Source organism: Pseudomonas sp. TS_SC_3 (genome assembly GCF_056156225.1).
Genome location: NZ_CM149586.1, coordinates 2,104,116 through 2,129,919 on the forward strand (window position 1 = coordinate 2,104,116; position 25,804 = coordinate 2,129,919).

A 25,804-nucleotide genomic window follows, 5' to 3' on the forward strand; every position below is an offset into this window, starting at 1 on the left:
ATGGTCAGCCAGCTTCAGGCTGAAAACGCACTACAAAACCATTGAGCTTGTGCTGACGGTTGAGCTGATCACGCAGGCGATCGGCTTCAGCACGCTCGATCAATGGCCCAACAAACACACGATTCATGCCGTCAAAGGTGCGGATATAGGCGTTGTAGCCCTGGCTGCGCAAAGTTTTCTGCAGCTTTTGTGCACCATCACCGCTGGACAAACTCGCCAGCTGCACCGACCAGCTGATTGGCAGGCTGTTGGCATCCAGCTTACTCGGCGCAGCAGGCTGAGGCGGGGTTACCACTGGCTCAGGCACTGCAGCCGGCGCAGCCGGAGTGATTGGCACCGCCGGTTGCTCAACCACGGCGGGCTCGGCTGGCTCCAGGCTTTGCGTAGCCTCGGCCCCCACGGGCTCATCGGGCAATATTTGCGGCTGGGGAACGGCCACCGGTTTCAATTCCACCTCTGCAACCTCGGGTGCAACCGGCATTGCCGGCGCATCAACCTGAACCCGCTGCGACTCATCTTCACGCGACAGCAACATCGGCAAAAAAATTACTGCCAACGCCAGCAGCACCAGCGCACCCACCATGCGCTGTTTCAATCCCTTATCCAGCAAAGCCATCCTGCACGCCCCCATTGGCTTGGCGGGCCAGCCAACCCAGGGCTTCAGCCACGCAGTAAAAAGATCCAAACAGCAACACTTCATCGCCATCGGCAGCCTGCTCACACTGCGCCTCAAGCGCCGCTTGCACACTGCTGTAAGCAGCCACTTGCGCCCCAGTTTCATGCAAGTGCGCGTGCAGCTCGGCGGCTGATCGTGTGCGGCTGATCGGCAAGGCCGTTACCGCCCAGCTATCCACCGCACTCAACAAGGGCGCCACAACACCCGGCAAATCCTTGTCCGCCAGCAAACCAAAGACTGCCAAACGCTTACCTAGTATCGACCGGCTAGCCAGACGCCTTGCAAGATACTCAGCCGCGTGAGGATTATGCCCAACATCGAGCAACAGCGTGAGTGACTTGCCCTGCCAATTCAGCACCCTGCGGTCCAGACGCCCGGTTACGCGTGTTTGTTGTAAGGCTTGGGCGATCACCTCTGGCTGCCAGGGCAACTGCATCACGGCATAGGTCTGCAAAGCCAGAGCAGCGTTTTCCATGGGCAGATCAAGCAGCGGCAGGTGCGCAAGGCGCACAACTGCACTCTGGTGATCGAGACCGAACCAGGACCAATCCTGCGCGTTTATGCTCAGGTCATAGTCTCGACCGCGCAAAAAAAATGGCGCATTGAGCAATGCAACCTGGTCTAACAACGGCTGCGGGGGATCGAGGTCGCCGCACAATGCTGGCTTGCCTGCGCGAAAGATGCCGGCTTTTTCAAACGCTACCGACTCGCGACTGTCGCCCAGCCAGTCGATGTGATCAATGCCGATACTGGTGACAACCGCAATGTCGGCATCCAACAGATTCACTGCATCCAATCGACCGCCCAGGCCAACTTCCAACACCAAAGCATCCAAGCCAGCCTGCTGAAAAAGCCAGAACGCCGCCAAGGTACCCATTTCAAAATAGGTCAGTGAGGTTTCACCGCGCGCCGCTTCGACCACGGCGAAGGCCTCACAAAGCTCGGCATCGCTGGCCTCAACACCCGCAATCTGCACGCGCTCGTTATAACGCAGCAGGTGCGGCGAGCTGTAAACGCCAACCTTGAGCCCCTGCGCCTGCAACAACGCGGCGATAAATGCGCAGGTCGAACCCTTGCCATTGGTGCCGGTGACGGTAATCACCCGCGGCGCCAATTTGCTCAGCCCCATGCGTTGCAACACATCGCGCGCTCGCTCCAAACCCATGTCGATGGCACTTGGGTGCAGTTGCTCGAGGTAGCTCAGCCAATCGGCAAGGGAGCGCTCGCTCATGCCGTCGCCGGCAGCGAGACAGGTGATGGCAGACCCATAAACTGCGCCAGAAGACGCGCCAAGCGCGGGCGCAGCTCGGCGCGATGAATGATCATATCGATAGCGCCGTGCTCCAGCAGGAACTCACTGCGCTGGAAGCCTTCCGGCAGTTTCTCGCGCACGGTTTGCTCAATCACACGCGGGCCGGCAAAGCCGATAAGGGCGCGAGGCTCGGCAACAATGACATCACCGAGCATGGCCAGGCTTGCAGATACGCCGCCGTACACCGGGTCGGTCAGTACAGAAATAAACGGAATACCTTCTTCACGCAGGCGCGCCAGTACGGCCGACGTCTTGGCCATCTGCATCAGTGAAATCAGCGCTTCCTGCATGCGCGCACCACCGGAGGCAGCGAAGCACACCAGCGGGCAACGCTGCTCCAGCGCCGCATTGGCCGCACGAACGAAGCGCTCACCAACAATCGCCCCCATCGAGCCGCCCATAAAGGAAAACTCAAAGGCACAGGTCACGATCGGCATGCCTTCTAATGTGCCACGAATGGCAATCAGAGCATCCTTCTCACCGGTCTGCTTCTGTGCACCGGCGAGGCGATCTTTATACTTTTTGCTGTCGCGAAACTTCAGACGATCAACCGGCTCCAGATCGGCGCCCAGCTCTTCGCGCCCCTCAGCATCCAGGAAAATATCCAAGCGTGCGCGCGCGTCGATGCGCATGTGGTGGTTGCACTTGGGGCAAACATCAAGGGTCTTTTCCAGCTCAGGCTTGTACAGCACTGCATCGCAGGACGGGCACTTGTGCCACAACCCCTCAGGCACCGAACTCTTTTTGACCTCGGAACGCATGATCGAAGGGATCAGTTTATCTACCAACCAGTTGCTCATGCTCTTAACTCTCCAAAGCTGTTTACCGAAGGGGCTACGCGCTGTGCGACCAGGCCTGTCCGGGAAAATTCATGAGTACAGCCGTTTCAGGGGCCGGTGTATTGCCCGTACAACAGTGCGAGCGCACCCACCACCTCGAACGACCGCCTGCAGTCTTCATATAACCTGCAACAGGGGTATGGACGGCCCAGCCTGCAGCGCCGTCACATCAACCCAGCACAACTCAAGCGGCTTTTACTGCCCGCATAAAAGCGCGAATCTTCTCGGCATCCTTAATGCCCTTGGCAATTTCTACACCGCCACTGACATCCACCGCATAGGGGCGCACGCGCGCAATAGCCTGTGCAACATTCGCCGCGCTCAGGCCACCAGCCAGAATCACCGGTTTAGCCAAATCATTTGGCACCAGCGACCAATCGAATGCCTCACCTGTACCACCCGGAACACCTGGCACATAGGTATCCAGCAATACCCCGCTGGCATTCTTGAAACGCGCGACTTGCGCGGCGATATCATCACCCGGCTTGACGCGCAGCGCCTTGATGTAGGGACGATGGTAACCCTCGCAGTCCGCCGGGCTCTCATCGCCATGGAACTGCAGCAAATCAAGCGGCACTGCATCAAGGATTTCACCCAGCTCACACCGAGTGGCATCGACGAACAAGCCCACCGTGGTCACAAAGGGGGGTAACGCGGCAATGATCGAACGTGCCTGCTGCGCCGTCACAGCCCGCGGGCTCTTGGCGTAAAACACCAAGCCAAGTGCATCGGCGCCCGCCTCGACAGCCGACAATGCATCCTCAATGCGGGTAATGCCACAAATCTTGCTGCGAACGACTGGCAACGGGATGACCTCGGCTAACTCAGTGAAAATCGGATGCTAGCAAATAGCCTTTCAAGCGTCAGCCGCAACATCCGGCAGACCGGAAAGAAAGTGCGGCCCGAGGTAGCGCTTGGGCAAGTCGAACTCCTGAGGGTAGTCGACCTGCACCAGATACAACCCATAAGGATGCGCCGTTACCCCACCGGTACGCCGCACTCGGGTTTCCAGCACTTCCTGCGCCCACTCAATCGGTCGCTCACCGGCGCCAATGGTCATCAGCACCCCGGCGATATTGCGCACCATATGATGCAGAAAGGCATTGGCGCGGATATCCAGCACGATAAACCGTCCGTGATGCAATAACTCGAGGTGATGCACCGTTTTGATCGGCGACTTGGCCTGACATTGCCGTGCGCGGAACGCACTGAAATCATGGGTACCAATAAAACACTGCGCGGCTTGGCGCATGCGCTCGATATCCAGCGGCCGATGATTCCACGTGACCTCTTCGGCCATATGCGCCGGGCGAATCTGGTCGTTATAGATCACATAACGGTAACGCCGTGCCTGGGCGCAAAAACGCGCATCAAAGTGCGCCGGCATCGACTTGGCCCAAGTCACGCTGATATCGCCGGGCAGGTTCATATTCGCCCCCATCACCCAAGCATGCATGGAGCGCTCAACCGGCGTATTGAAATGCACGACCTGAGCGCTGGCATGCACCAGTGCATCGGTACGCCCTGCGCAACTTAGGGTTACGGGAACGCCGCCAGCGACCTTGGCCAAGGCCTTTTCCAGTGATTCCTGAATTGAAGGCACACCAGCGCGCTGGCGCTGAAAGCCGCGATAGCGCGAACCTTTGTATTCAACACCCAGGGCTATCTTGAAAACGCCAACGGCAGCCAATTCGGCTGCCGTCGTAGTAGAACCATCAGACATGTATCAAACCAATTTAGTGATCAGCTCACGCGCTTCTAATTGCTGATCTTCGTTACCTTCAGTGATGACTTCATCGAGGATATCGCGAGCACCTTCGGTATCACCCATATCGATGTAGGCACGAGCCAGATCAAGCTTAGTGGCCGTCTCGTCCGTACCCGAAAGGAAGTCGAAGTCATCGTCATTATCCAGTGCGGCACTGGCAGGTGCAGCGCTTGTCGGCATTTCCAGGCTATCCGGTTGCTCCATATCGTCAGATAGCAGATCAAGCTCAGCGCTTACCTCGTCCAACTGAGCAGCAAAGCTATCGCTCGAAGGCTGCACAGGCGCTTCATCATTCAACGACAAGTCGAAATCAGCCGACAGGTCGAATTCGCTGCCCAATGCATCTAGTGGCAGCTCAAAACTGGGCTCAGCAGCGGCAGGCGCAGCACTTGGCTCGTCATCCAAACTGAGCAGGAAATCGTCTTCGGCAACGGCTGCTGGTTTGGCGGGCTCATCCAGATCTAGGCTGAAGTCAGCCAGATCATCACCCAGGCTCAAACCACCCGCGCTGTCACTGCTGCCCATTAGGTCCAGATCAAAGTCTAGGACGCCATCTTTGCTCTCAGCCTGCTCAACCGGCGAGCTGAAATCCAAGTCGCTGTCGAGCGATAAGCTGTCCAGATCATCCAACGCCGCAGTATTGCCTGCGGCCTGCAGGTCGCGGTCCAACTCGGACTCAAGATCATCCAGGCTCAGATCGAATGCATCGTCCTGATCGCCAGTTACTGCTTTCGGGCTTGGCTCGTCCAGCGCCAGGTCATCCAGGCTGAAACTATCCAGCCCATCGTCAGCAGCCACAGCCGCTAGACCGACGGCAGCCACAGCAGCCATGGCTGGGTAGCGAGCATTGATTTGATCCAGCTCGGCGGCGCTCCCGCCAATTTCACGCAATTCGCTGTCCTGACGGGCGAAGCCATTACGGTCACCCATTTCGGCGTAGACCTCCATCAACTTCAGGCGCAGATCGCTGCGCTGCGGTTCTTCGTTGATAGCCCCTTGCAGCAGTTCCGCGGCCTGAGGGAAGCGGCCATAGGCGATGTAAATATCTGCCTCACCTAGGGCATCGGCGGTTTGTGCGGTAACACGTTCTTCTTTTGGCAACTCGTCTGCACGACCCTCGAGGTCGTCAACCAGGTCGGCAAAACCATCGTCCGGCAAATCCAGATCAGCACCCAAATCGGACGGACGATTCTCAGCAGCCAAGTTTTGCTGAAGTTCGGCTTCTTTGAGCGCATTACGGCGCGACAGCATCATCAGCGCGATCAGCAATACCAGCAGCGCACCACCACCGGCAGCGCCCAGCAACATCGGATTGGCCAACAGTTCATCAATGGTGCTGCTTTCGGCCTGAGGTTCAACTGCAGGGGTATCAACCACCGGAGCGGCCACAACCGGCGCCGGCTCAACGACCGGCGCAGCAGCTTCTGGCGCTGCAGCAGGCTCTTCACTGTAATTAAAGTCGGCCTCGCCTGTAGCAACAGGGGCTACGGGCGTTTCAGGGGTGGCCGGAACAGGTTCTTGGGCTTCAACAACGGGAGCGGGTTCAACCGGCGCCTCAGCAACGTCAGGTACAACCGCGGCAGCTGGAGCATTGCCCTGCGCCGCCAGGTCAGCTTGCAGCTTGGCCATCTGACTGTCTTTCAACTGAATCAGGCGCTGCAGCTTGTCGAGCTGGCTCTGCAGATCCGTCATACGACCTTTCAGCTCATCGTTTTCACGACGGCTGGAGTCTAAACTTTCCTGGGTCACAGCCAGCTTGTCAGTCAACGCCTTGCTGTCGGCGGCACCTTTGTCACTGCCAGCAGTGGCTTTGCCGCTGTCTGCAGCAACAAGCTTCAAGCTATCGCCCGTTTCAACCTGCGTCGGAGTGGCTGCAGCACTGGTGCGTTTGGTGGCATCCAGCTGACGGGCGCTGGCAGCAACGCTGCGACCCTCACGCCAGGCTGCATTTTGCGCAGCGACCTGAGCGATGGCGTCACCTTGGGCACGGCTCTTAACCTGCTGCTCATCAGGCAGGCGCAGCACCTGGCCACTTTTCAGGCGGTTGATATTGCCGCCAATAAAGGCATCAGGGTTGAGGTCCTGAATCGCCAACATGGCTTGATGCACGCTACCGCCTGCGCGAGTGCGCTGGGCAATTTCCCAGAGGGTATCGTTGGCGGTGGTTTTATATTGATTGCCATCCAGCGATCTAGCCGCTGGCGCAACCGGTGCGGCTGGGCGTACAGGGTTCGGAGCAGTTACAACGGGACGCGGTGCAACAGCTGGAGTCTGCACGCGCTGCACAGGAGCAGCTGCGGCAACGGGTAAGCGGGCAGCAGCTGGCGTCACGTTTTGTGGGGTATACAGCGGCGGATCAAGCAGCACGGTGTACTCACGCAGCAAGCGGCCATTGGGCCAGAGCACTTCAACCAGAAAATTCAGGTAAGGCTCACGCATGGGTTTGCTGGAAGTGACCCGAATGACGCTTTTGCCATTGGGTTTAAGTACCGGGGTGAATTTCAGATCAGTCAGAAAGTACTGACGATCCACACCGGCTTTGGTAAATGCTTCTGGGGACGCCAAGGTCGGCAAGAGCTCATTGGAAGTGAGGTCACGCACCTCCAGCAACTCGATTTCGGCCACTAACGGTTGATTGAGCGCTGACTGCAGAGTGACTTCACCCAGCCCCAGTGCGTGCGCCATACCGGATGACAGAGCCGAAGCAGCTGCGATTGCCAGCACCAGTTTGCGAACCCGAACCATAGCGTTATCCCTTGTTTTATCTTTTTTTCTCGACTGGCGAGAGGATCCTGAAACTTGCCGCCTATTACGCGCGAACGCGCAACCCCATTCAGCAATCAGTTCGGCCAGTATTGCCAAGCTCGAAAGATTCTTCAAATTTCTAGGTAAGTATCTTTTACAGATAGTGTTTTATCAACAACTCGGCCAATTGCACAGCATTCAGAGCAGCGCCTTTTCTCACGTTATCAGACGTAATCCACAAATTGAGTTCGGCGGGATCATCTAAACCAACACGGACTCGGCCGACATAGACCACATCCTGACCAACGGCATCGCCCACAGCCGTTGGATAATCGTCCAGCTCAACCAATTCCAGCGCTGAAGCTGCATCGAGAGCAGCGTACACCCGCTTCAGGTCGATAGCCGATTCGGTCTGCAGTGAAACACTCAGGCTGTCGCCAAAAAACACCGGCACCTGAATACAGGTCACCGCGACCTGCAAATCGGGCAAGGCCAGCAACTCCTTTAGCTCGCCGGCAATCTGCCGTTCCAACGCGGCGTGCCCTGCGCCATCAGTCTGCTCGACCTGCGCCAGCAGATTGAAGGCCATTTGCCGATCAAACAGTTGCGGCTCGAACGCGCGGCCATTGAGCAGCTCGGCGGTTTGTCGCGCGAGCTCGGACACCCCTTCCCGTCCACGACTGGAAACCGCCAGGCAGGCCGTCACGGTTACTCGCTTAATGCTGACTTGCTCAGGCAACGCCGCCAGCACGGCGGCTAGCGCAATACCGGGGGCACTTGGGCTGGTCAACAGATAGGGCGCGGACAGGTTCGCCAATACGGCAGGGTTGACCTCGGGGATCACCCGCGGCGCCTGCGCAGCGGGCAAACCGCTGGCCAGATCAATCACCGCACAACCCGCCGCAGCGGCTTGCGCCGCGTATTTCTGCGTCACTTTGCTGCCGGCGGCAAAAAAAACTATGCGCACGCTGGAAAAATCGAAGGTGTCCAGATCACGTACACGCAGGTTCTTACCCTTATAGGACAACGAGCGCCCGGCCGACTCGCCGCTGGCGACCAAGTGCAGATTAGCTACCGGGAACTCGCGCTCTTCCAGCAGCTGCACCAGGGTTTCGCCAACACTACCGGTGGCGCCGATAATGGCAGTATCAAAAGTACGGGTCATGACAAGGCTCGAATAAATAAGCCCAGCACTGTATAGGCGCACCCGCCAAATGCAAAGGAGCGGACTGCCGGGCGCTCGATTTGACTCGAATACCCAACAGCCCGCCCCTTTGGACAGCCTGATTATGTATTAGCGCAGCGCGATTAACGCTCCAGCAGGATACGCAGCATGCGCCGCAGCGGTTCGGCCGCACCCCACAGCAGCTGGTCACCAACGGTAAACGCACCGAGGTACTGCGAACCCATATTGAGTTTGCGCAGACGACCGACCGGCACGCTCAGAGTACCCGTTACAGCCGTCGGACCCAGCTCGCGGATGCTCGCTTCACGCTGGTTCGGCACCAGCTTGACCCAAGGGTTGTGCTGGCTGATCAAGCCTTCGATATCCGACAGCGGCACATCCTTGTTCAGCTTGATGGTCAGCGCCTGGCTGTGGCAGCGCATGGCGCCGATGCGCACGCACAGGCCGTCGACCGGGATCGGGTTCTTGAAGCGACCGAGAATCTTGTTGGTTTCCGCCTGGCCTTTCCACTCTTCACGGCTCTGGCCGTTCGGCAGCTCCTTGTCGATGTAGGGGATCAGGCTGCCAGCCAGCGGCACACCGAAATTGTCGACCGGGAAGGACTCGCCGCGCATGGCCTCGGCCACTTTGCGGTCGATATCCAGGATGGCGCTGGCCGGGTCGGCCAGTTCATCAGCCACGGAAGCGTTGATCGCGCCCATCTGCTTGATCAGCTCGCGCATATTCTGCGCACCAGCACCAGAAGCTGCCTGGTAGGTCATGGCGCTCATCCACTCGACCAGGCCAGCCTCATACAGGCCGCCCAGCGCCATCAGCATCAGGCTGACGGTGCAGTTGCCGCCGATGTAGTTCTTGGTACCAGCATCCAGCTGCTGATCAATCACCTTGCGGTTAACCGGATCGAGCACGATAACCGAGCTGTCATCCATGCGCAGCGACGAGGCGGCATCGATCCAGTAACCCTGCCAGCCGGCTTCGCGCAGCTTGGGGAAGACTTCGCTGGTGTAGTCGCCACCTTGGCAGGTGAGAATCACGTCCAGGCTTTTCAGCTCGTCAATGCTGTAGGCGTCCTTCAAGGGCGCCGTTTCCTTGCCAATAGCAGGGCCTTGGCCGCCGACATTGGAGGTGGTGAAGAACACCGGTTCGATCAAGTCGAAATCCTGCTCTTCCAGCATGCGTTGCATCAGCACGGAACCGACCATGCCGCGCCAACCGATCAGACCTACACGTTTCATAACCACTACACCTATATAAGCTGACCACCGGAGACCTCCGGCGGGCCAGGAAGATTACAGACTACGCAGCGCTTCGACTACCGCATCACCCATTGCGGCAGTGCCGACCTTGGTCGTACCCGCGCTGTAGATGTCGCCGGTGCGCAGGCCTTGATCCAGCACCTTGCTCACGGCCAGTTCAATGGCATCGGCTGCTGCCGTCTGACTGAAGCTGTAACGCAGCATCATCGACACCGACAGAATGGTCGCCAAGGGGTTAGCAATGCCCTGCCCGGCAATATCCGGCGCGCTGCCGTGGCACGGCTCGTACATGCCCTTGTTATTGGCGTCCAGCGACGCCGACGGCAGCATGCCGATGGAGCCGGTGAGCATCGAGGCTTCATCCGAAAGAATGTCGCCAAACATGTTGTCGGTGACCATCACGTCGAACTGCTTCGGCGCACGCACCAGCTGCATGGCAGCGTTGTCGACGTACATGTGGCTGAGTTCGACGTCCGGGTAATCCTTGGCCACCTCAATCACCACGGCGCGCCAGAGTTGGCTGGAGGCCAGCACGTTGGCCTTGTCCACCGAGCAGAGCTTCTTGCCGCGCACGCGGGCCATGTCGAAGCCGACGCGGGCGATACGGCGGATTTCACTCTCGCTGTACGGCAGAGTGTCGTAAGCCATGCGCTCGCCATTTTCCAGCACCTTGCTCTCGCGCGGCTGGCCGAAATAGATCCCGCCGGTCAGCTCACGCACGATCAGGATATCCAGGCCAGCGACGATTTCGCGCTTGAGACTGGAGGCATCGGCCAGTTGCGGGTAGAGAATCGCCGGACGCAGGTTGCCGAATAGGCCGAGCTGCGAACGGATCTTCAGCAGGCCGCGTTCTGGACGGATCGCCGGATCAATGGCGTCCCACTTCGGGCCACCGACAGCGCCCAGCAGAATGGCGTCGGCGGCGCGAGCTTTAGCGAGGGTTTCGTCAGCCAACGGCACGCCGTAGCGGTCGATGGCTGCGCCACCGAGGTCATCGAAGTTCAGCTCGAAACCCAGATTGTACTTGTCATTGGCCAGGTTCAGCACCTTGACCGCTTCGGCCATGATTTCCGGGCCAATACCGTCACCGGGGAGAATCAGAATCTGTTTGCTCATTGCATCCCTCAATCTATCCGTAGGGTGGATGACGCTGTTTTCATCCACCGAAACCCAGCACGGTGGATGAAGCGCCAACTACGCGCCCTATCCACCCTACTTTCATGTATTACTTGATGGCGCCGAACAGCCAGGGGCTGCGCTGCTGGTAAGTGCTTTCAAAAGTCTTGATCGCGTCGCTGTCCTGCAGGGTCAGGCCGATATCGTCCAGGCCATTGAGCAGGCAATGCTTGCGGAAGGCATCAACCTCGAAGCTGTACTGCACGCCATCCGGACGGGTCACGGTTTGCGCGGCCAGGTCGACGGTCAGCTGATAGCCGACAGTGGCTTCGGCCTGCTGGAACAGCGCATCGACTTCATCCTCCTTGAGGATGATCGGCAGCAGACCGTTCTTGAAACTGTTGTTGAAGAAGATATCGGCAAAGCTCGGCGCGATGATCGTGCGGAAACCGTATTCCTCAAGCGCCCATGGCGCGTGCTCGCGGGATGAACCGCAACCAAAATTCTCCCGCGCCAGCAGCACGCTGGCACCCTGATAACGGGCGAAGTTCAGTACGAACTCCTGATTCACCGGGCGCTTGGAGTTATCCTGGTTCGGTTGACCAACATCGTGGTAACGCCACTCATCGAACAGGTTGGGGCCGAAACCGCTGCGCTTGATCGACTTCAAGAACTGCTTGGGGATGATCTGGTCGGTGTCGACGTTGGCACGATCCAGTGGAGCGACCAGGCCGGTGTGTTGAGTAAAGGCTTTCATCGTCAGCTCCTTAGGCCTGGATCAATTCGCGCACATCGATAAAGCGGCCGGTCACCGCAGCAGCAGCAGCCATTGCCGGGCTGACCAGATGAGTACGTCCACCGGCGCCCTGACGGCCTTCAAAGTTGCGGTTGGAGGTGGACGCGCAATGCTCGCCACTGCCGAGTTTGTCCGGGTTCATCGCCAGGCACATGGAACAGCCCGGCTCGCGCCATTCAAAACCGGCTTCGATAAAGATGTGGTGTAACCCTTCTTTTTCCGCCTGGGCTTTGACCAGGCCGGAGCCCGGCACCACCATCGCCTGCTTGATGGTGCTGGCGACCTTACGACCCTTGGCCACTTCAGCAGCAGCGCGCAGGTCTTCGATGCGCGAGTTAGTGCAGGAGCCGATAAATACGCGATCCAGCTGGATATCGGTGATCGCTTGGTTAGCGGTCAGCCCCATGTATTTTAGGGCACGGGTGATCGAGTCCTTCTTCACCGGATCGCTCTCAGCAGCCGGGTCCGGCACGTTCTGATCGACGGCTAAGACCATTTCCGGCGAAGTGCCCCAGCTGACTTGCGGCTTAATGTCTTCAGCGCGCAGCTCAACCACAGTGTCAAAATGCGCATCGGCGTCGGACACCAGATCTTGCCACTGCGCCACAGCGGCGGCCCAATCGGCGCCTTTCGGGGCAAACGGACGACCTTCGACGTAGGCGATGGTTTTCTCATCCACCGCCACCAGGCCCACGCGGGCACCGGCTTCGATCGACATATTGCAGATGGTCATGCGCCCTTCTAGCGACAGGTCGCGGATCGCGCTGCCCGCAAACTCCAACGCGTGGCCGTTACCACCGGCGGTACCAATCTTGCCGATTACGGCGAGCACGATGTCCTTGGCGGTCACGCCGAACGGCAGCTTGCCTTCGACCGCGACCTTCATGTTCTTCATCTTCTTCGCCACCAGGCACTGTGTGGCGAGCACATGCTCGACCTCAGAGGTGCCGATGCCGTGGGCCAGCGCGCCGAAGGCACCGTGGGTGGAGGTGTGCGAGTCGCCGCAGACCACGGTCATGCCCGGCAAGGTCGCGCCCTGCTCCGGACCAACCACGTGGACGATGCCTTGACGGATGTCGTTCATCTTGAATTCGAGGATGCCGAAGTCATCGCAGTTCTCATCCAGGGTTTGCACCTGAATCCGCGAGACTTCATCGGCGATGGCTTCCAGGCCGCCCTGACGCTCAGCCTTGGTGGTCGGCACGTTGTGGTCCGGGGTGGCGATGTTGGCGTCGATGCGCCACGGTTTGCGGCTGGCCAGACGCAAGCCCTCAAAGGCCTGGGGCGAGGTCACTTCGTGGAGGATATGCCGGTCGATATAGATCAGCGACGAACCATCGTCGCGGCGCTTCACTTCGTGCATTTCCCAGAGCTTGTCGTAGAGCGTTTTGCCGGCCATCAGCGGTTTCCTCATCAACGTCTTTCGGCCACCTCTAAAACTATCTGCGTTTTTAGAGGTGCCCTTTCTATGCCTGGGCAAATAGCCCTTTGGCTTATGAGGTAATCCTATGGGCTTGAGTTAAATTACTCAAATTCATATTTTTTATTCATTGGATTCCACAATGGAATATTAATAGATTATGACGCGCACACTGCCGCCCCCCCAAAACCATCATCAGGGCCCATCGCATGGATCTCGCCACCCTCAACGCCTTTATCGCCATCGCCGAGCTGGGCAGCTTCTCTGAAGCGGCAGAACGCCTGCACCTGACCCAGCCGGCGGTAAGCAAACGCATCGCCAGCCTGGAGCAACAGCTCAATGTTCGCCTGTTCGACCGGTTGGGCCGCGAGGTCAGCCTCACTGAGGCTGGCCGTGCCTTGCTACCGCGCGCGTATCAAATTCTCAACGTGCTCGACGATACACGCCGCGCGCTGACCAACTTGAATGGCGAGATCAGCGGACGCCTGACCCTGGCCACCAGCCACCATATCGGCCTGCATCGCCTGCCGCCGCTGCTGCGCGCCTTTACCCGCGCGCACCCGCAAGTGGCGTTGGATATTCAGTTTCTCGACTCCGAAGTGGCCTACGAAGAGGTGCTACACGGCCGCGCCGAACTGGCGGTGATTACCCTCGCCCCGGAAACCCGCGAGCCCGTACATGCCGTCGCCGTGTGGGACGACCCGCTGGATTTTGTCGCCGCCCCCGAGCACGAGCTGGCGCGCCAGGGTGCAATCAGCCTGGCCGATATCGCGCATCATCCAGCGGTCTTCCCAGGCGGCAATACCTTTACCCATCACATTGTGCAGCGTCTGTTCGAAGCCCAGGGGCTGACGCCGAATATCGCCATGAGTACCAACTACCTGGAAACCATCAAAATGATGGTCTCCATCGGCCTGGCCTGGAGCGTACTGCCGCGCACCATGCTTGATGATCAGGTCGCGCGGCTGCCGTTGGCCGGTATCCAGCTGACACGCCAACTGGGCTATATCTGCCACACCGAACGCACCTTATCCAATGCCGCACGGGCGTTTATGAACCTGCTAGATGCACAGCGTGATGGCCTTGCACTGGCCGGTGACTAACGGCTAACGTGACCCCATAACGATAAAAAGGGGTTCAGCATGACTCAGCCCAACCGCTCAGCCAGCAACCACGAAACCCATGTAGATAAAGGAAGAGTTGGTCGTGGCTAAATCCAGTGATCGCCGTCCCCCCCTGCCATTTATTCCAGCACTGGACCCTGCCGAATTTGAAAGTTCTTGGAATGATGCACCACGTCTGCTGCATGCACTGAACAGCGCCAAACTGGGCACGTGGTACTGGGACATCGAGAGTGGTCGAGTCAGTTGGTCACGCGGCGCTCAGGCGCTTTTCGGTCTTGACCCCAAACAGCCTCTGCAAAAGCAGGTCGACTACATCGAGCTGATCCCCGCCGAAGATCGCGCCGAAGTCTTGCAGCTCTTCGAGCAATTGCTCGCAGGCAACTCCAGCAACAGCACGTTTCGTCACCGTGTGCGCTGGCCGGACGGCAGCCTACACTGGCTAGAGATCAGCGGTAGCCTGCAACTGGATGCTGATGGCAAACAGCGCGTCGTGGGCGTCATTCGCGACATCACCCAGCAGCAGGCCCGCGCGCAAGCCCTGCGCAGTAGCGAGGACAAGTTCGCCCAAGCCTTCAACTACAGCCCGGACGCGGTGGTCATCACCGACAAAGCCAGCGGCCGTTTTATCGAAGTTAACGCCGGTTTCGAGCATCAGTTTGGCTGGAGCAGCGCACAAACCCTTGGCCGCACCTCGCTGGAAATCGGCATCTGGGCATGCCTAGAAGACCGTCGGCGGATGATGGATGCAATCAACAGCAACAGCCTTAACGGCTTAGAAGTGTCGCTGTATCACCGCGACGGCAGCATTCGCCGCAACCTGCTATTCGGCGGTGAAATAGTGCTGCAAGGCTCGCCCTGCCTGGTTCTTTCGCTGCGCGATATCACCCAGCAACGCCAGCAGGAGCAGGCGCTACGCGACAGCCAAGAGCGCCTTAACCTGGCAATAGACTCGGCCGACCTGGGCACCTGGGACTGGCACATCCCCAGCAATATGCTGTTTGGCTCGGCACGCGCCTCCAAACTGCATGGCTTAGCCGACGAGCCCTTCCATGATGACTTCCGCCTGTTCTTCAGCTGCGTTCCACTGGAAGATCGCCACGCCATGCGCACGCACTACAACGAACTGGTGCAGGGCCTTGGCGAGGATTATCAGGTCACTTACCGGGCGCTGTACGATAACCAGGAAGTGCATTACCTGGAGAGCACGGCCAAGCTCTACCGCGATGCCAATGGCAAGCCTGAGCGCATGGCTGGCATCCTTATCGACATCAGCGAACGGGTTCGCCGCCAACAGCGTCTGGCCGCCTCAGAAGCCAAGTTTGCCAACCTGTTCCAAGCCAGCCCCGACCCTGTGGCCCTGACTACCCTACCGGACGGCGTTGTTCTGGAAATCAACACCAGTTTCAGCCAGACCTTCGGCTGGAAGCAGGACGAGGTGATCGGGAACACGTTGACCAGCCTGAACTTCTGGGCAGACCTCAATACACGCACCGCGCTGTACAGCAAACTGGAGCGCGAGCAATGCCTGGACAATGAACTGGCCGACTACCTCGACAAACAGGGCAAGGTGATTACCTGCGTGATCTCCTCACGGCCCATGCGGCTGAATAATCAAACCTGCATCCTGACCACCTTCCGCGACATCAGCGAGCGGCAACGAGCCCAGGCAGCCCTCCAGGCCAGCCAAGAGAAATTTGCCCTGGCGTTCCACTCCAGTCCTGACGCCATCACCATCACCGAACGCGACACCGGCCGCTACATCGAGGTCAACGAAGGCTTTGGCCGGCTGACCGGCTACAACACCGAGGATGTGATCGGGCGCAGCGCCATAGAGCTCAACGTCTGGGCCGACATAACAGAGCGTGAGCTGATGCTGGAAACCCTCCGGCGTGACGGCCACGTCTACCACATGGAAATGCACGGTAAACACCGCGACGGCACGATCAAGTTGGTCGAGGTGTCGGTCGAGCCGATTGAGCTCAACAACACCCCTTGCCTGCTGCTGACCGCCCGCGACACCACTGAACTCAGAGAAGCCCAGGCCCAGGTGCAGCATCTGGCTTACCATGACTCGCTGACCAACCTGCCCAACCGCGCGCTGCTGCTCGACCGCCTCACTCAGCAAATTGCCTTGCTAAAACGCCACGAGTTGCGCGGCGCCTTGCTGTTTATCGACCTGGATCACTTCAAACACATCAATGACTCGCTCGGCCATCCGGTTGGCGATGCCGTGCTCAAATTGGTCACCGCGCGACTGGAAGCCAGCGTACGCCAGGAAGACACCGTGGCGCGCCTGGGCGGCGACGAATTTGTCGTGCTGATATCTGGCCTGGAAGGCAATCGCTCGATGGTCGTCAACCAGGTCCGCAGCCTGGGGGAGAAACTGCGCCATCTGTTGGCCGAGCCGATGCCGCTCGACGGGCACCAACTGCAAGTCACCCCGAGCATCGGCATTGCCCTGATTCCCGACCACGGCGACACCCCGTCCGACCTGCTCAAGCGTGCCGATATTGCCCTTTACCGCGCCAAGGATTCGGGGCGTAACTGCATCCAGCTGTTCCGCCACACCATGCAGAAGGCCGCCAGCGAGCGTTTGCGCCTGGAAAACGACCTGCGCTTGGCGCTAGCCCGCGGCGAATTTGAGCTGTATTTCCAGCCCCAGGTGGACGCCCGCACCAACCAGATCATTGGTGCTGAAGCGCTGCTGCGCTGGCTGCACCCGACGCTCGGCGCGCAGTCGCCCGCACTGTTTATCCATATTTTGGAAGAAAGCGGATTAATTCTCGAAGTCGGCGGCTGGGTGCTTGCCGAAGCCTGCCATGCCTGCGCGCAACTGCTCCAGCAGGGCATGGTCGACGCCACGCAGTTCAGCCTGTGTGTGAACATCAGCCCAAGGCAGTTCCGCCAAAACGATTTTGTCGACCGCGTAGAAAGCAGCCTGGCCAACAGTCATCTACCGCCGCACATGCTCAAACTGGAAATCACCGAAGGCATCGTGATCCAGAATATCGACGACACCATCGCCAAGATGAACCGCCTTAAGCGCGGCGGCGTAACCTTCGCCATGGACGACTTTGGCACCGGCTACAGCTCGCTGACCTACCTCAAACGCTTGCCGGTGGATGTGTTGAAGATCGACCAATCCTTTGTGCGCGACGCCACCCTGGATGCCAACGATGCGGAAATTATCCGCGCCATCGTCGCCATGGCCCACAGCCTGGGCCTGGGCATTATTGCTGAGGGCGTTGAACACGCCGACCAGCTGGAATTTCTCCAGCAACAGGGCTGCCATCATTACCAGGGCTACCTGTTCAGCAAGCCCGTACCGCTGGAGCAGTTCCGCCAACTGCTGGACAACAACCCAACGCCTGCAGCCCGTTAAAACAACAAGGGCACCCGAAGGTGCCCTTGATTGCATGCCGCTTACTCGTTAGTTGTTAAGTACCGGACGGCTTGCCCCAATCGGGATGCGCTTAGCCTTGGCCTCTTCCGGCACGAGGCGCACCAGGTCGATATTCAGCAGGCCGTTGACCAGACTCGCCGCCTTGACCTCGATATGGTCAGCCAAACGGAACGACAGCTTGAACGCCCGCTGGGCGATGCCCTGGTACAGGTAGGTGACGTTCTCGGTGTTGGTCTCACGCTTGCCACCGGTCACCGTCAGCACGCCACGCTCGACTTGCAGCTCCAGGTCATCTTCCTGGAAGCCTGCCGCCGCCACCACGATGCGGTATTGGTCATCGGCATACTTTTCAACGTTGTAGGGTGGATAGCTGCTGCCCGCCTCATTGCGCATGGCCGACTCGAACAAGTCATTGAAACGGTCGAAACCAACGGACTGACGCAGCAGTGGAGTCATGGAAAATGCAGTGCTCATCGTGAAATCTCCTGAATATCAGCGAGTGGATAATCGCAGGACCCGGCTTCGGCATCCCACATCACCGAAAATGTGGCTACTCAGAAAGATTTCAAGCCTCTGCAAAATTTTCTTACAGGCAAGGCGCGTGATGAACATGATCGTGCTGAATATCACAGCCGGCAACGGCAGTGCGTCACCCAGCAGTCCTTGAGCCGAAGGGCTTTGCGGGGCTTGGTGTCGTCGGCGAACGCTCATCGCAGTAGCAATTCGCAGCCCCCTCAAGCGCTCGCGGATTGGTGCGTTGGCGCGTCGACAAACTGGATACCCAGCAAGCCGTCGATACGCAGACAATCATTCTCGCGGCGCAGCAGGTTGAACAGCTCAGTGGCCTCGGGATAGCTGCGAGTCAGCATCGCCAGCCATTGTTTGAGCCGGCCCGGCGCGTAGCGTGGCGACATCTTGCGCCGCGCCTGCAGCCAAAAGCCCGCCAGCAACGGCTGCAGCTCAACCCAGCTCATGGGTGCAACATCCTGCCCGGCCCTGGCGGCGGCGATTTGCCTCGCCAGGTCCGGTCGCGCCACCAGGCCACGGCCAAGCATGATGTCCTCTACGCCGCTGATCTGCCGGCAGCGTCGCCAATCGTCCAGATCCCAGATATCACCATTGGCGAACACCGGCACGTTCACCGCTTCCTGCACGCGCGCCACCCACTCCCAATGCGCTGGCGGCTTGTAACCTTCGACCTTGGTCCGCGCATGCACCACGATCTGCGCCGCGCCACCCTCGGCCAAGGCCTGCGCGCATTCCAGGGCATCGTCCTTGTGGTCGAAGCCCAGGCGCATCTTGGCCGTCACCGGGATGGCGGGCGGTACGGTGCGACGCACCTCACGCACAATGGCATGGAGCAACTCGGGCTCTTTGAGCAGCACCGCGCCGCCACGGGATTTGTTGACTGTTTTGGCGGGGCAACCGAAGTTGAGGTCAATCACCGGCGCACCCAGGCTGCAGGCAAAGGCGGCGTTATCCGCCAAACAACTTGGATCGGAACCGAGGAACTGCACGCGCAGCGGCGTGCCAGCGGCCGTTTGCGCACCGCTGAATAATTCCGGTGCAAGCTTCTCGTAGCTGCTGACGGGCAACACACGCTCGGTTACCCGAATAAATTCCGTCACGCACCAATCAATGCCGCCGACCTGGGTCAGCACATCACGGAGGATTTCGTCGACTAGGCCCTCCATCGGGGCCAGGGCGATTTGCATAGGCAGTCTCTTGAATATTCTGTGCAGCACGTTGAAAGCTGCCGGTAGAAAAACGCCGCGCAGTGTACGCGGCGTTGCAGATCAGCGGTCAGGCTTTAGCTCAACGGCCACTCATAGCGCCACAGGAAACGCGGGCTGCAGCGCAGCGCCGTAGCCGTCAACAAACTCTGGCGGCATACGCTTGGGCTTACCACTGGAGAGCTCAATGCAGACAAAGGTGGTTTTCGCACGCAACAGCGTCACGCCGTCTGCAGGCCGAATCAGCTGAAAACAGCGATCCATTTTCAAGCGCTGATCGGACTCAACGATCCAAGTGGCCATCTGCAGCTGCTGGTCTTCATAGGTGCTGGCCAGGTAGTCGATTTCGTGGCGCAGCACGGCCATGGCGCGGTCCAGACGGCGGTATTCGGCCAAATCCAGGCCAAGAAACTGTGAATGGCGCCAGGCGCAACGCTCTAGCCAGCTGACATACACCGCGTTATTGGCATGACCAAGGCCATCGATATCGTCCGCGACAACCTCGATATCAATGACAAAGGGGTCCGGTCGATCCCAGTTCATGCTGACTGCTCTAGGCTGCCCGCCAAGGCGCGCGCCTCGGCGGCCAACTGGGTGATTTGATCCCAGGCGCGGGCGCGCACTAAGTTGCTGGGCGCGATCCAGGTGCCGCCAACACAGGCCACATTCGGTAGGCGCAAAAAGCCCAACAAATTGTCCAAGGTAACGCCGCCCGTCGGGCAGAAACGGATACCGGTGAACGGCCCTTTGAAGCTTTTGAGCATTTTGATGCTGGTGGCACCGTCAGCCGGAAATAGCTTGAGCGAGCGGTAGCCATATTCCAACGCCAACAGCACTTCGGACGGCGTCATCACGCCTGGCAGATAAGGCAAGCCGGAATCTTCCGCCGCCGCCGCCAGGCGCTCCGTGCAACCTGGGCTGACGGCGAACTGGGCACCGGCATCACGGGCTTCGCCAAATTGTTCGGCATGAATCACCGTACCGGCACCGATCAACAGGTCCGGCAGTTCCTTGCGCATGGCCGCCAGCGCGTCCAGCGCATGTGGCGTGCGCAAGGTCACTTCCAGTACACGAATACCACCCGCGTGCAGTGCGCGCGCCAACTCCACTGCCAGGCTGACGTCTTCAATCACCAACACCGGCAGTACCGGGCGTGCCTGTTGCAGCACTGCATCCATTGTCAGGTTCATACGTTACTCCCCGCTTTCAAAGTTCAATCGTCGCGCTCATTCTTCAAACAGGCTGCTGGCGCCTTGCTCGGCCGAACCGACCAGGCGGCGCTGAGCAGCGAACATTTCCAGACCATAGCCCAATTCCAATTCGGCACTGGCCGATGCCAGTGGTCTCGCAGCCAGTTGCGGCTCACTTAACTCCACGAGCAACAAGCCTTGCTGTGCGTCCAGCACCAGCCAATCGCCATCCTGCAACCGCGCCAAGGCCCCGCCCGCTGCGGCTTCCGGGGTTACGTGCAGGGCTGAGCAAACCTGCCCGGATGCGCCGGACATACGCCCATCAGTCACCAACGCAACACGCTGGCCCGCCTGCTGCAGATTGGCCAACAGGGGCATTAACTTATGCAGCTCAGGCATGCCATTGGCTTGCGGCCCCTGAAAACGCACCACAAGCACCAGATCGCCCTGCAGCTCGCCGGCGCTGTAGGCCGCTTGCACAGCGGCTTCTGAATCAAAAACGCGCGCTTGGGCGCGGATCTGCCAGAACGCTGGGTCCACCGCTGAGGTTTTTAGAATGGCGCGGCCCAGGTTACCCGCCAGCAGCACCAGCCCGCCTTCCTCGGCAAACGGCTCGGCCGCGTGACGGACAATATCCGGAGCCGGGCTCTGTGCCGGCAGCTCACGCCAGGCCAGATACTCACCATCCAGCCAAGGCTCGCGGGTATAGGCGCGTAAACCATGGCCGGCAGCGGTGGCAACATCGTGATGTAGCAGGCCGGCGCCTAGCAGCTCACGCAGCAACCAGGCCGGCCCACCGGCAGCCTGGAACTGGTTAACGTCCGCCGCGCCATTCGGATACACCCGCGCCAATAAAGGCACCACCTTGGACAGCGCGGCAAAATCGTCCCAGCTCAACTCATAACCCGCTGCGCGCGCAATAGCCGGTAGGTGCAGGGTGTGGTTGGTCGAACCACCACTGGCAAGCAACGCCACCACTGCGTTGATCAGCGCCCGAGCATCAATCTGCTGGCCAACCGGCAGATAGCGCTCGCCCTGGCGACTGTTATGCGCCACCAGGCGCGCGGCCTCATCGGTCAGCGCGTCGCGCAGCGGCGTGTAAGGGTGGATAAAGGCGCTGCCTGGCACATGCAGCCCCATGGCTTCCATCAGCAACTGGTTGGTATTGGCGGTGCCATAGAAGGTACAGGTTCCGGCTTGATGATAAGCGGCCAGCTCGGCGGCGAGCAGCTCATCGCGGCTGGCTTCGCCACGGGCGTAACGCTGGCGAACAGCGGCTTTTTCCTTGTTAGGCAACCCCGACTGCATGGGCCCGGCCGGTACAAATATTGCCGGTAGATGGCCGAAGTGCAGCGCGCCGATCAGCAGACCCGGAACGATCTTGTCGCACACGCCCAGGTACAACGCGCCGTCGAAGATACCGTGGGTCAGGCCGATGGCTGTGGCCTGGGCAATCAGGTCGCGGGAAAACAGCGACAGCTGCATGCCGCCCTCCCCCTGAGTGATGCCATCGCACATGGCCGGCACCCCGGCGGCGAACTGCGAAGTCGCGCCTGCCTTGGCCAACGCCACTTTCAGGCGTTCGGGATAGTCCCTGAGCGGCGCGTGGGCCGAGAGCAGGTCGTTGTAGCTGGAAATAATCGCCACATGCGGCGAGCCCCCATGCTTCATAATCAACCGCGCCTCATCCGGCTGCGCCGCCAGCGCATGGGCCAGATTGGAGCAACCCAGTGCTTGATGCGCGCTACGTCCGGCGGCTTGCGCTAAGCGCTGTAAATAGCGCTCGCGGCGCCTGGCAGAGCGCTGCTCAAGCGCAGCGGTAACCTGCTCAACAACCGGATGCAACATGGCGGCTTCCTTTATTTGCGAGGTACAGGCGTGCAGTGTAACGACTCAAGGTGCCCAGTAGATGTTTACCGGCGTGGGGCTGCACTGCAGCCAGGCATAAAGGGGTAGGTCTCGGGCCGCTGCCTCGTCTGCCAACACGGCTTCAATTAATTCACGCTTGCGCTCGCCAAACGCCAGCAACCCCAGCCATTGCCCACGTTGCAGCATGGCCAGGTTCAGCGATAAGCGCTCACGGGGCGCGTGGGGTGCCTGCGCGGGCAATGCTGCCGGCTCTGCCGCTGGATCGAGCGCCGCCGCCAGGCCCGGCATGGCGGGAAATAACGAGGCAATGTGACCATCTTCGCCCATGCCCAGCAGCACCGCGCTAAACGGCTGCCACTGCTGCAATTGCTCACCCCAGGCCAACGCCGCCTGCGCCAGCGTCGAGCCTTGGCGCGGGTCAAGGCAGTTGGCCTCAGGTAAACCCTGGCGCAACAACTGCCAATTGCTCTCGGCCGCCTGCGCCGGCACCCAGCGCTCATCGCTGGGGCTGAGATCAATACGTCGCCCCTCCAGCTGCTGCGCCAACAACGGCAGCAACGCTTGCGGGCTGCTGCCGCCGGGTAGGATCAACCCGGCGCGGGCCTGCTGCGCCAATGTAGCCTGAATGTGCGCTGACAGGTCGACAGCCAGCGCCTGTAAACAAAGATTGCGCTCGGCATGGCGATGCCACAAATTACAGCCCATAAGTAACCTCGTCTAAGCTAACGACCTGTCACAAGCACCCGCAATAATGCACCTTTTGCAGACGTAGCTAACGTTCTTGCCATGAGAAACCTGTTTTGACTTTGTTACTGCGTGTCCTCTTAGTGGTGCTGCTGCCGACGCTGGTTCAGGCCAAAAGCCTGCCCCTGATTGCCAGCAATGCGCCGCTGCTGGCAGGCCCCAGCATGCAAGTCTGGGTCGACCCTGAGGGCACAGCAGATATTCACACGGTACGCCAACTGCCAGAGTCCGCCTGGCAACCGGTGGCGCGTCGCGATGCCAGCTTCGGCTACAGCCAATACGCCTACTGGCTGCGCATCTCCCTTCAAAACCCTACCAATGAGGCGATCAACTGGGTCCTGTTGATCGGCAACCCGCTGCTGGACCGGCTGGATGCTTACGGACTAGACGGCGAGCGCGTTTATAAAGCCGGTGATCAGCGCCCCTTTCACCAGCGCTGGGTCGATAACCGCCAACTGGTGCTGCCGTTTAGCCTGGCCGCCGGGGAGGAGCGCGAACTCATACTGCGCATGCAAACCGAAGGCGCTGCCAATCTCAGCGCCAGCTTGATGAGCGCAGAAGCCTTCAATCATCACGAACAGCGCATGCTCATGCTGCAAGGGTTATTTTTTGGTGCCCTGCTGGTGATGATGATCTACAACCTATCGATCTTCAGCATCACCCGTGATCGCAACTACCTCTGGTACAGCCTGTTTGTCGCCAGCTTCAGTTTCTATCAATTTATTCAGCTGGGGTTTGCCTTCCAGTGGCTTTGGCCAAACGCACTGGCCTGGCACCAGCTGAGCTTCCCCTTCAGCTCAGCCCTGGCGACCCTGTTCGGCATCTATTTCACCTACGGCATTCTCGATCTCAAGAGCCAACACCCAGCCTATACCTGGACCACTCGCACCCTACTGGGTTGCAGCCTGCTGGTAATGGCCCTGGCGCTGACGGCGCCTTACCAAGTGGCGCTCTTCGGCAGTTTTGCACTGTTGATAGCCTGCGCGATTGCCGGCTGCATCATCACCGCGCTGCGCTGGCGCGCGGGATATGCCCAAGCCAAGCTGTTTGCCTTGGGCTGGTTTGTACTGATTTTCGCCAGCCTGTTTAGCGTGCTCAGCGGCACCGGGGTGATTGCCAATTCACTGCTGACCCTGCACGCCCAGCAGATCGGCAGCCTGATCGAACTGGTGATTTTCTCGATTGCCCTCGGCTCACGTATTCGCCAGGCCCAGAACGATTACCAACTGGCTCAGGTACGCCTGTTCACCAAAGAGCACCAACTGCGCATGGAGCAAGCCAAAAGCCTAGGCTTGCAACGAGAGATCAATGAAGGGCTGGAAGCGCGCGTACAGGAACGCACGTCTTCGCTGGAACATGCCCTCGAAGAACTCTCAACCGCCAACCAACAACTGGCCGAACTGAGCCGCCGGGACAACCTGACCGGCCTGTTCAATCGCCAGGTGCTCAACGAAGAACTGGAGCGCATGCTCGCGCAAGCCAGGCGCAGCCGGCAGCCAATCGCCGTGTTGATGATGGACCTGGATCACTTTAAACGGGTCAACGATCAATACGGCCACTTGGTTGGCGACGCCTGCCTTCACCATGCCGCCCAGCGCATGCTGCAGCGCATGCGCAGCAACGACCTACTGGTTCGTTTTGGCGGTGAAGAGTTTGCAGTGGTGCTCTGTGACACTGACCTACTCGGGGCGATGGACCTGGCTGAGCAGTTACGTGACGACCTGGCCACGCATCCGTGCCTTCACCAGGGGCTGAGCATCAGCCTCAGCCTGAGCATTGGTGTTTATGCGCAGATTCCAAACGCCAAGAGCAGTCGCGAGCACCTGCTGCAGCAAGCCGACCAAGCGCTTTACCGGGCCAAAGCCGCTGGGCGCAACCAAGTAATTGGCCAGGAAAGCAGTGCGCTGGATGACGCCTTAAACTAAAAAGCGCCGTTGCATCGCGGCTTGCAGTGCTATGAACGAAACGAGCGCTTATAAAGCGGCAGAGGCAATCGAGCGGCGCAGGGAATTGAACACGCGCCAAACGCAACGCATTTTTCGTCGTAAGACTTATCAGGCGCTAGAAAAACAAAAGGGCCATTCAATTAAGAATGACCCTTCAAAATCCCGCAAAACGGGAAAAATGGCGTCCCCTAGGGGACTCGAACCCCTGTTACCGCCGTGAAAGGGCGGTGTCCTAGGCCACTAGACGAAGGGGACGAAACCTTCGAAGAACAAGGCCAGCTTTACGCTGGCCCCGTGGCAGTTGTTACGACTGCAAAATTGGTGGAGATAAACGGGATCGAACCGTTGACCTCTTGCATGCCATGCAAGCGCTCTCCCAGCTGAGCTATACCCCCAGATTTATCGCCTCTCGGCTCACAGCCCAAACCGGCACTGCTTTTTAATACTGGCGTCCCCTAGGGGACTCGAACCCCTGTTACCGCCGTGAAAGGGCGGTGTCCTAGGCCACTAGACGAAGGGGACGTAACCCTTCTACAACCAACCAGCTACAAGAGCTAGTTGTGGCAAGCCTTTCGGCTTTGAAGATGGTGGAGCTAAACGGGATCGAACCGTTGACCTCTTGCATGCCATGCAAGCGCTCTCCCAGCTGAGCTATAGCCCCATCTCAAGGACGGGGCGCAT

At 59.4% G+C, this 25,804-nt stretch carries 20 protein-coding genes and 4 tRNA genes; 3 read left to right on the plus strand and 21 right to left on the minus strand.

Annotated elements, in window-relative coordinates; genetic code table 11:
- Nucleotides 1-4: 4 nt before the first annotated feature.
- From AC0J6G_RS10205 to leuC, 11 genes are all read right to left on the minus strand, one after another.
- The gene (locus AC0J6G_RS10205) at nucleotides 5-616 is read right to left on the minus strand and encodes an SPOR domain-containing protein (protein ID WP_475247404.1); all 612 of its coding nucleotides are present in this window, start codon (nucleotides 614-616) and stop codon (nucleotides 5-7) included.
- Nucleotides 600-1,907 (minus strand): bifunctional tetrahydrofolate synthase/dihydrofolate synthase, encoded by a 1,308-nt coding sequence (gene folC / locus AC0J6G_RS10210; protein ID WP_475247406.1) that lies wholly within the window; start codon nucleotides 1,905-1,907, stop codon nucleotides 600-602. Before folC ends, AC0J6G_RS10205 begins: the two co-directional genes overlap by 17 nt.
- Nucleotides 1,904-2,788: an acetyl-CoA carboxylase, carboxyltransferase subunit beta gene (gene accD, locus AC0J6G_RS10215; RefSeq protein WP_475247408.1), complete on the minus strand. Its 885-nt coding sequence runs from the start codon at nucleotides 2,786-2,788 to the stop codon at nucleotides 1,904-1,906. Before accD ends, folC begins: the two co-directional genes overlap by 4 nt.
- Before the next feature lie 223 nt (nucleotides 2,789-3,011).
- Nucleotides 3,012-3,632, minus strand: coding sequence for a phosphoribosylanthranilate isomerase (locus AC0J6G_RS10220; protein ID WP_475247410.1), 621 nt, complete (start codon nucleotides 3,630-3,632; stop codon nucleotides 3,012-3,014).
- A 51-nt stretch (nucleotides 3,633-3,683) separates the two neighbouring features.
- Nucleotides 3,684-4,550: a tRNA pseudouridine(38-40) synthase TruA gene (gene truA / locus AC0J6G_RS10225; RefSeq protein WP_475247412.1), complete on the minus strand. Its 867-nt coding sequence runs from the start codon at nucleotides 4,548-4,550 to the stop codon at nucleotides 3,684-3,686.
- 3 nt (nucleotides 4,551-4,553) lie between these two features.
- Nucleotides 4,554-7,340, minus strand: a complete 2,787-nt coding sequence (locus AC0J6G_RS10230) for a motility hub landmark protein FimV (protein ID WP_475247413.1) — start codon at nucleotides 7,338-7,340, stop codon at nucleotides 4,554-4,556.
- 154 nt (nucleotides 7,341-7,494) lie between these two features.
- Nucleotides 7,495-8,505: an aspartate-semialdehyde dehydrogenase gene (locus AC0J6G_RS10235; protein ID WP_475247415.1), complete on the minus strand. Its 1,011-nt coding sequence runs from the start codon at nucleotides 8,503-8,505 to the stop codon at nucleotides 7,495-7,497.
- Nucleotides 8,506-8,648: 143 nt separating this feature from the next.
- The gene (asd, locus tag AC0J6G_RS10240; protein WP_069521323.1) at nucleotides 8,649-9,761 is read right to left on the minus strand and encodes an aspartate-semialdehyde dehydrogenase; all 1,113 of its coding nucleotides are present in this window, start codon (nucleotides 9,759-9,761) and stop codon (nucleotides 8,649-8,651) included.
- A 54-nt stretch (nucleotides 9,762-9,815) separates the two neighbouring features.
- The gene (gene leuB, locus AC0J6G_RS10245; protein WP_475247418.1) at nucleotides 9,816-10,898 is read right to left on the minus strand and encodes a 3-isopropylmalate dehydrogenase; all 1,083 of its coding nucleotides are present in this window, start codon (nucleotides 10,896-10,898) and stop codon (nucleotides 9,816-9,818) included.
- A 109-nt stretch (nucleotides 10,899-11,007) separates the two neighbouring features.
- Nucleotides 11,008-11,655, minus strand: coding sequence for a 3-isopropylmalate dehydratase small subunit (leuD, locus tag AC0J6G_RS10250; RefSeq protein WP_475247420.1), 648 nt, complete (start codon nucleotides 11,653-11,655; stop codon nucleotides 11,008-11,010).
- Nucleotides 11,656-11,665: 10 nt separating this feature from the next.
- Entirely contained in the window at nucleotides 11,666-13,093 is a 1,428-nt protein-coding gene (gene leuC, locus AC0J6G_RS10255) for a 3-isopropylmalate dehydratase large subunit (protein ID WP_475247422.1), read from the minus strand.
- Nucleotides 13,094-13,323: 230 nt separating this feature from the next.
- Here leuC and AC0J6G_RS10260 point away from each other — a divergent pair, with 230 nt between their 5' ends.
- Together AC0J6G_RS10260 and AC0J6G_RS10265 are read left to right on the plus strand one after the other, a co-directional pair.
- On the plus strand, nucleotides 13,324-14,217 hold the full coding sequence (locus tag AC0J6G_RS10260) for a LysR family transcriptional regulator (protein ID WP_475247424.1): 894 nt from the start codon (nucleotides 13,324-13,326) through the stop codon (nucleotides 14,215-14,217).
- A 103-nt stretch (nucleotides 14,218-14,320) separates the two neighbouring features.
- A complete protein-coding gene (locus tag AC0J6G_RS10265) occupies nucleotides 14,321-17,620 on the plus strand; it encodes a sensor domain-containing protein (protein ID WP_475247426.1) in 3,300 nt (1,099 codons plus the stop codon).
- 48 nt (nucleotides 17,621-17,668) lie between these two features.
- On the opposite strand, the gene AC0J6G_RS10270 is transcribed toward AC0J6G_RS10265, so the two are convergent.
- The 6 genes from AC0J6G_RS10270 to AC0J6G_RS10295 form a co-directional block, all read right to left on the minus strand.
- On the minus strand, nucleotides 17,669-18,115 hold the full coding sequence (locus tag AC0J6G_RS10270; protein WP_475247428.1) for an Hsp20 family protein: 447 nt from the start codon (nucleotides 18,113-18,115) through the stop codon (nucleotides 17,669-17,671).
- 260 nt (nucleotides 18,116-18,375) lie between these two features.
- The gene (locus AC0J6G_RS10275) at nucleotides 18,376-19,356 is read right to left on the minus strand and encodes a tRNA dihydrouridine synthase (protein WP_475247430.1); all 981 of its coding nucleotides are present in this window, start codon (nucleotides 19,354-19,356) and stop codon (nucleotides 18,376-18,378) included.
- Nucleotides 19,357-19,467: 111 nt separating this feature from the next.
- Nucleotides 19,468-19,917, minus strand: a complete 450-nt coding sequence (locus tag AC0J6G_RS10280) for an acyl-CoA thioesterase (protein WP_475247432.1) — start codon at nucleotides 19,915-19,917, stop codon at nucleotides 19,468-19,470.
- Nucleotides 19,914-20,564: a bifunctional 4-hydroxy-2-oxoglutarate aldolase/2-dehydro-3-deoxy-phosphogluconate aldolase gene (locus AC0J6G_RS10285; RefSeq protein ID WP_475247434.1), complete on the minus strand. Its 651-nt coding sequence runs from the start codon at nucleotides 20,562-20,564 to the stop codon at nucleotides 19,914-19,916. The genes AC0J6G_RS10280 and AC0J6G_RS10285 overlap by 4 nt, the downstream gene beginning before the upstream one ends.
- 36 nt (nucleotides 20,565-20,600) lie before the next feature.
- Nucleotides 20,601-22,409, minus strand: a complete 1,809-nt coding sequence (edd, locus tag AC0J6G_RS10290; RefSeq protein ID WP_475253683.1) for a phosphogluconate dehydratase — start codon at nucleotides 22,407-22,409, stop codon at nucleotides 20,601-20,603.
- A 48-nt stretch (nucleotides 22,410-22,457) separates the two neighbouring features.
- Nucleotides 22,458-23,138, minus strand: a complete 681-nt coding sequence (locus tag AC0J6G_RS10295) for a 6-phosphogluconolactonase (protein WP_475247435.1) — start codon at nucleotides 23,136-23,138, stop codon at nucleotides 22,458-22,460.
- Nucleotides 23,139-23,233: 95 nt separating this feature from the next.
- On the opposite strand from AC0J6G_RS10295, the gene AC0J6G_RS10300 reads away from it, so the two are divergent.
- Nucleotides 23,234-25,102 (plus strand): sensor domain-containing diguanylate cyclase, encoded by a 1,869-nt coding sequence (locus tag AC0J6G_RS10300; protein ID WP_475247437.1) that lies wholly within the window; start codon nucleotides 23,234-23,236, stop codon nucleotides 25,100-25,102.
- 200 nt (nucleotides 25,103-25,302) lie between these two features.
- Here the strand turns inward: AC0J6G_RS10300 and AC0J6G_RS10305 are convergent.
- From AC0J6G_RS10305 to AC0J6G_RS10320, 4 genes are all read right to left on the minus strand, one after another.
- Nucleotides 25,303-25,378, minus strand: a tRNA-Glu gene (locus tag AC0J6G_RS10305).
- 64 nt (nucleotides 25,379-25,442) lie between these two features.
- Nucleotides 25,443-25,518 (minus strand) — tRNA-Ala (locus AC0J6G_RS10310).
- A gap of 51 nt (nucleotides 25,519-25,569) precedes the next feature.
- Nucleotides 25,570-25,645: transfer RNA gene (locus tag AC0J6G_RS10315), tRNA-Glu, on the minus strand.
- 63 nt (nucleotides 25,646-25,708) lie between these two features.
- A tRNA-Ala gene (locus AC0J6G_RS10320) sits at nucleotides 25,709-25,784 on the minus strand.
- Between the last annotated feature and the right edge of the window lie 20 nt (nucleotides 25,785-25,804).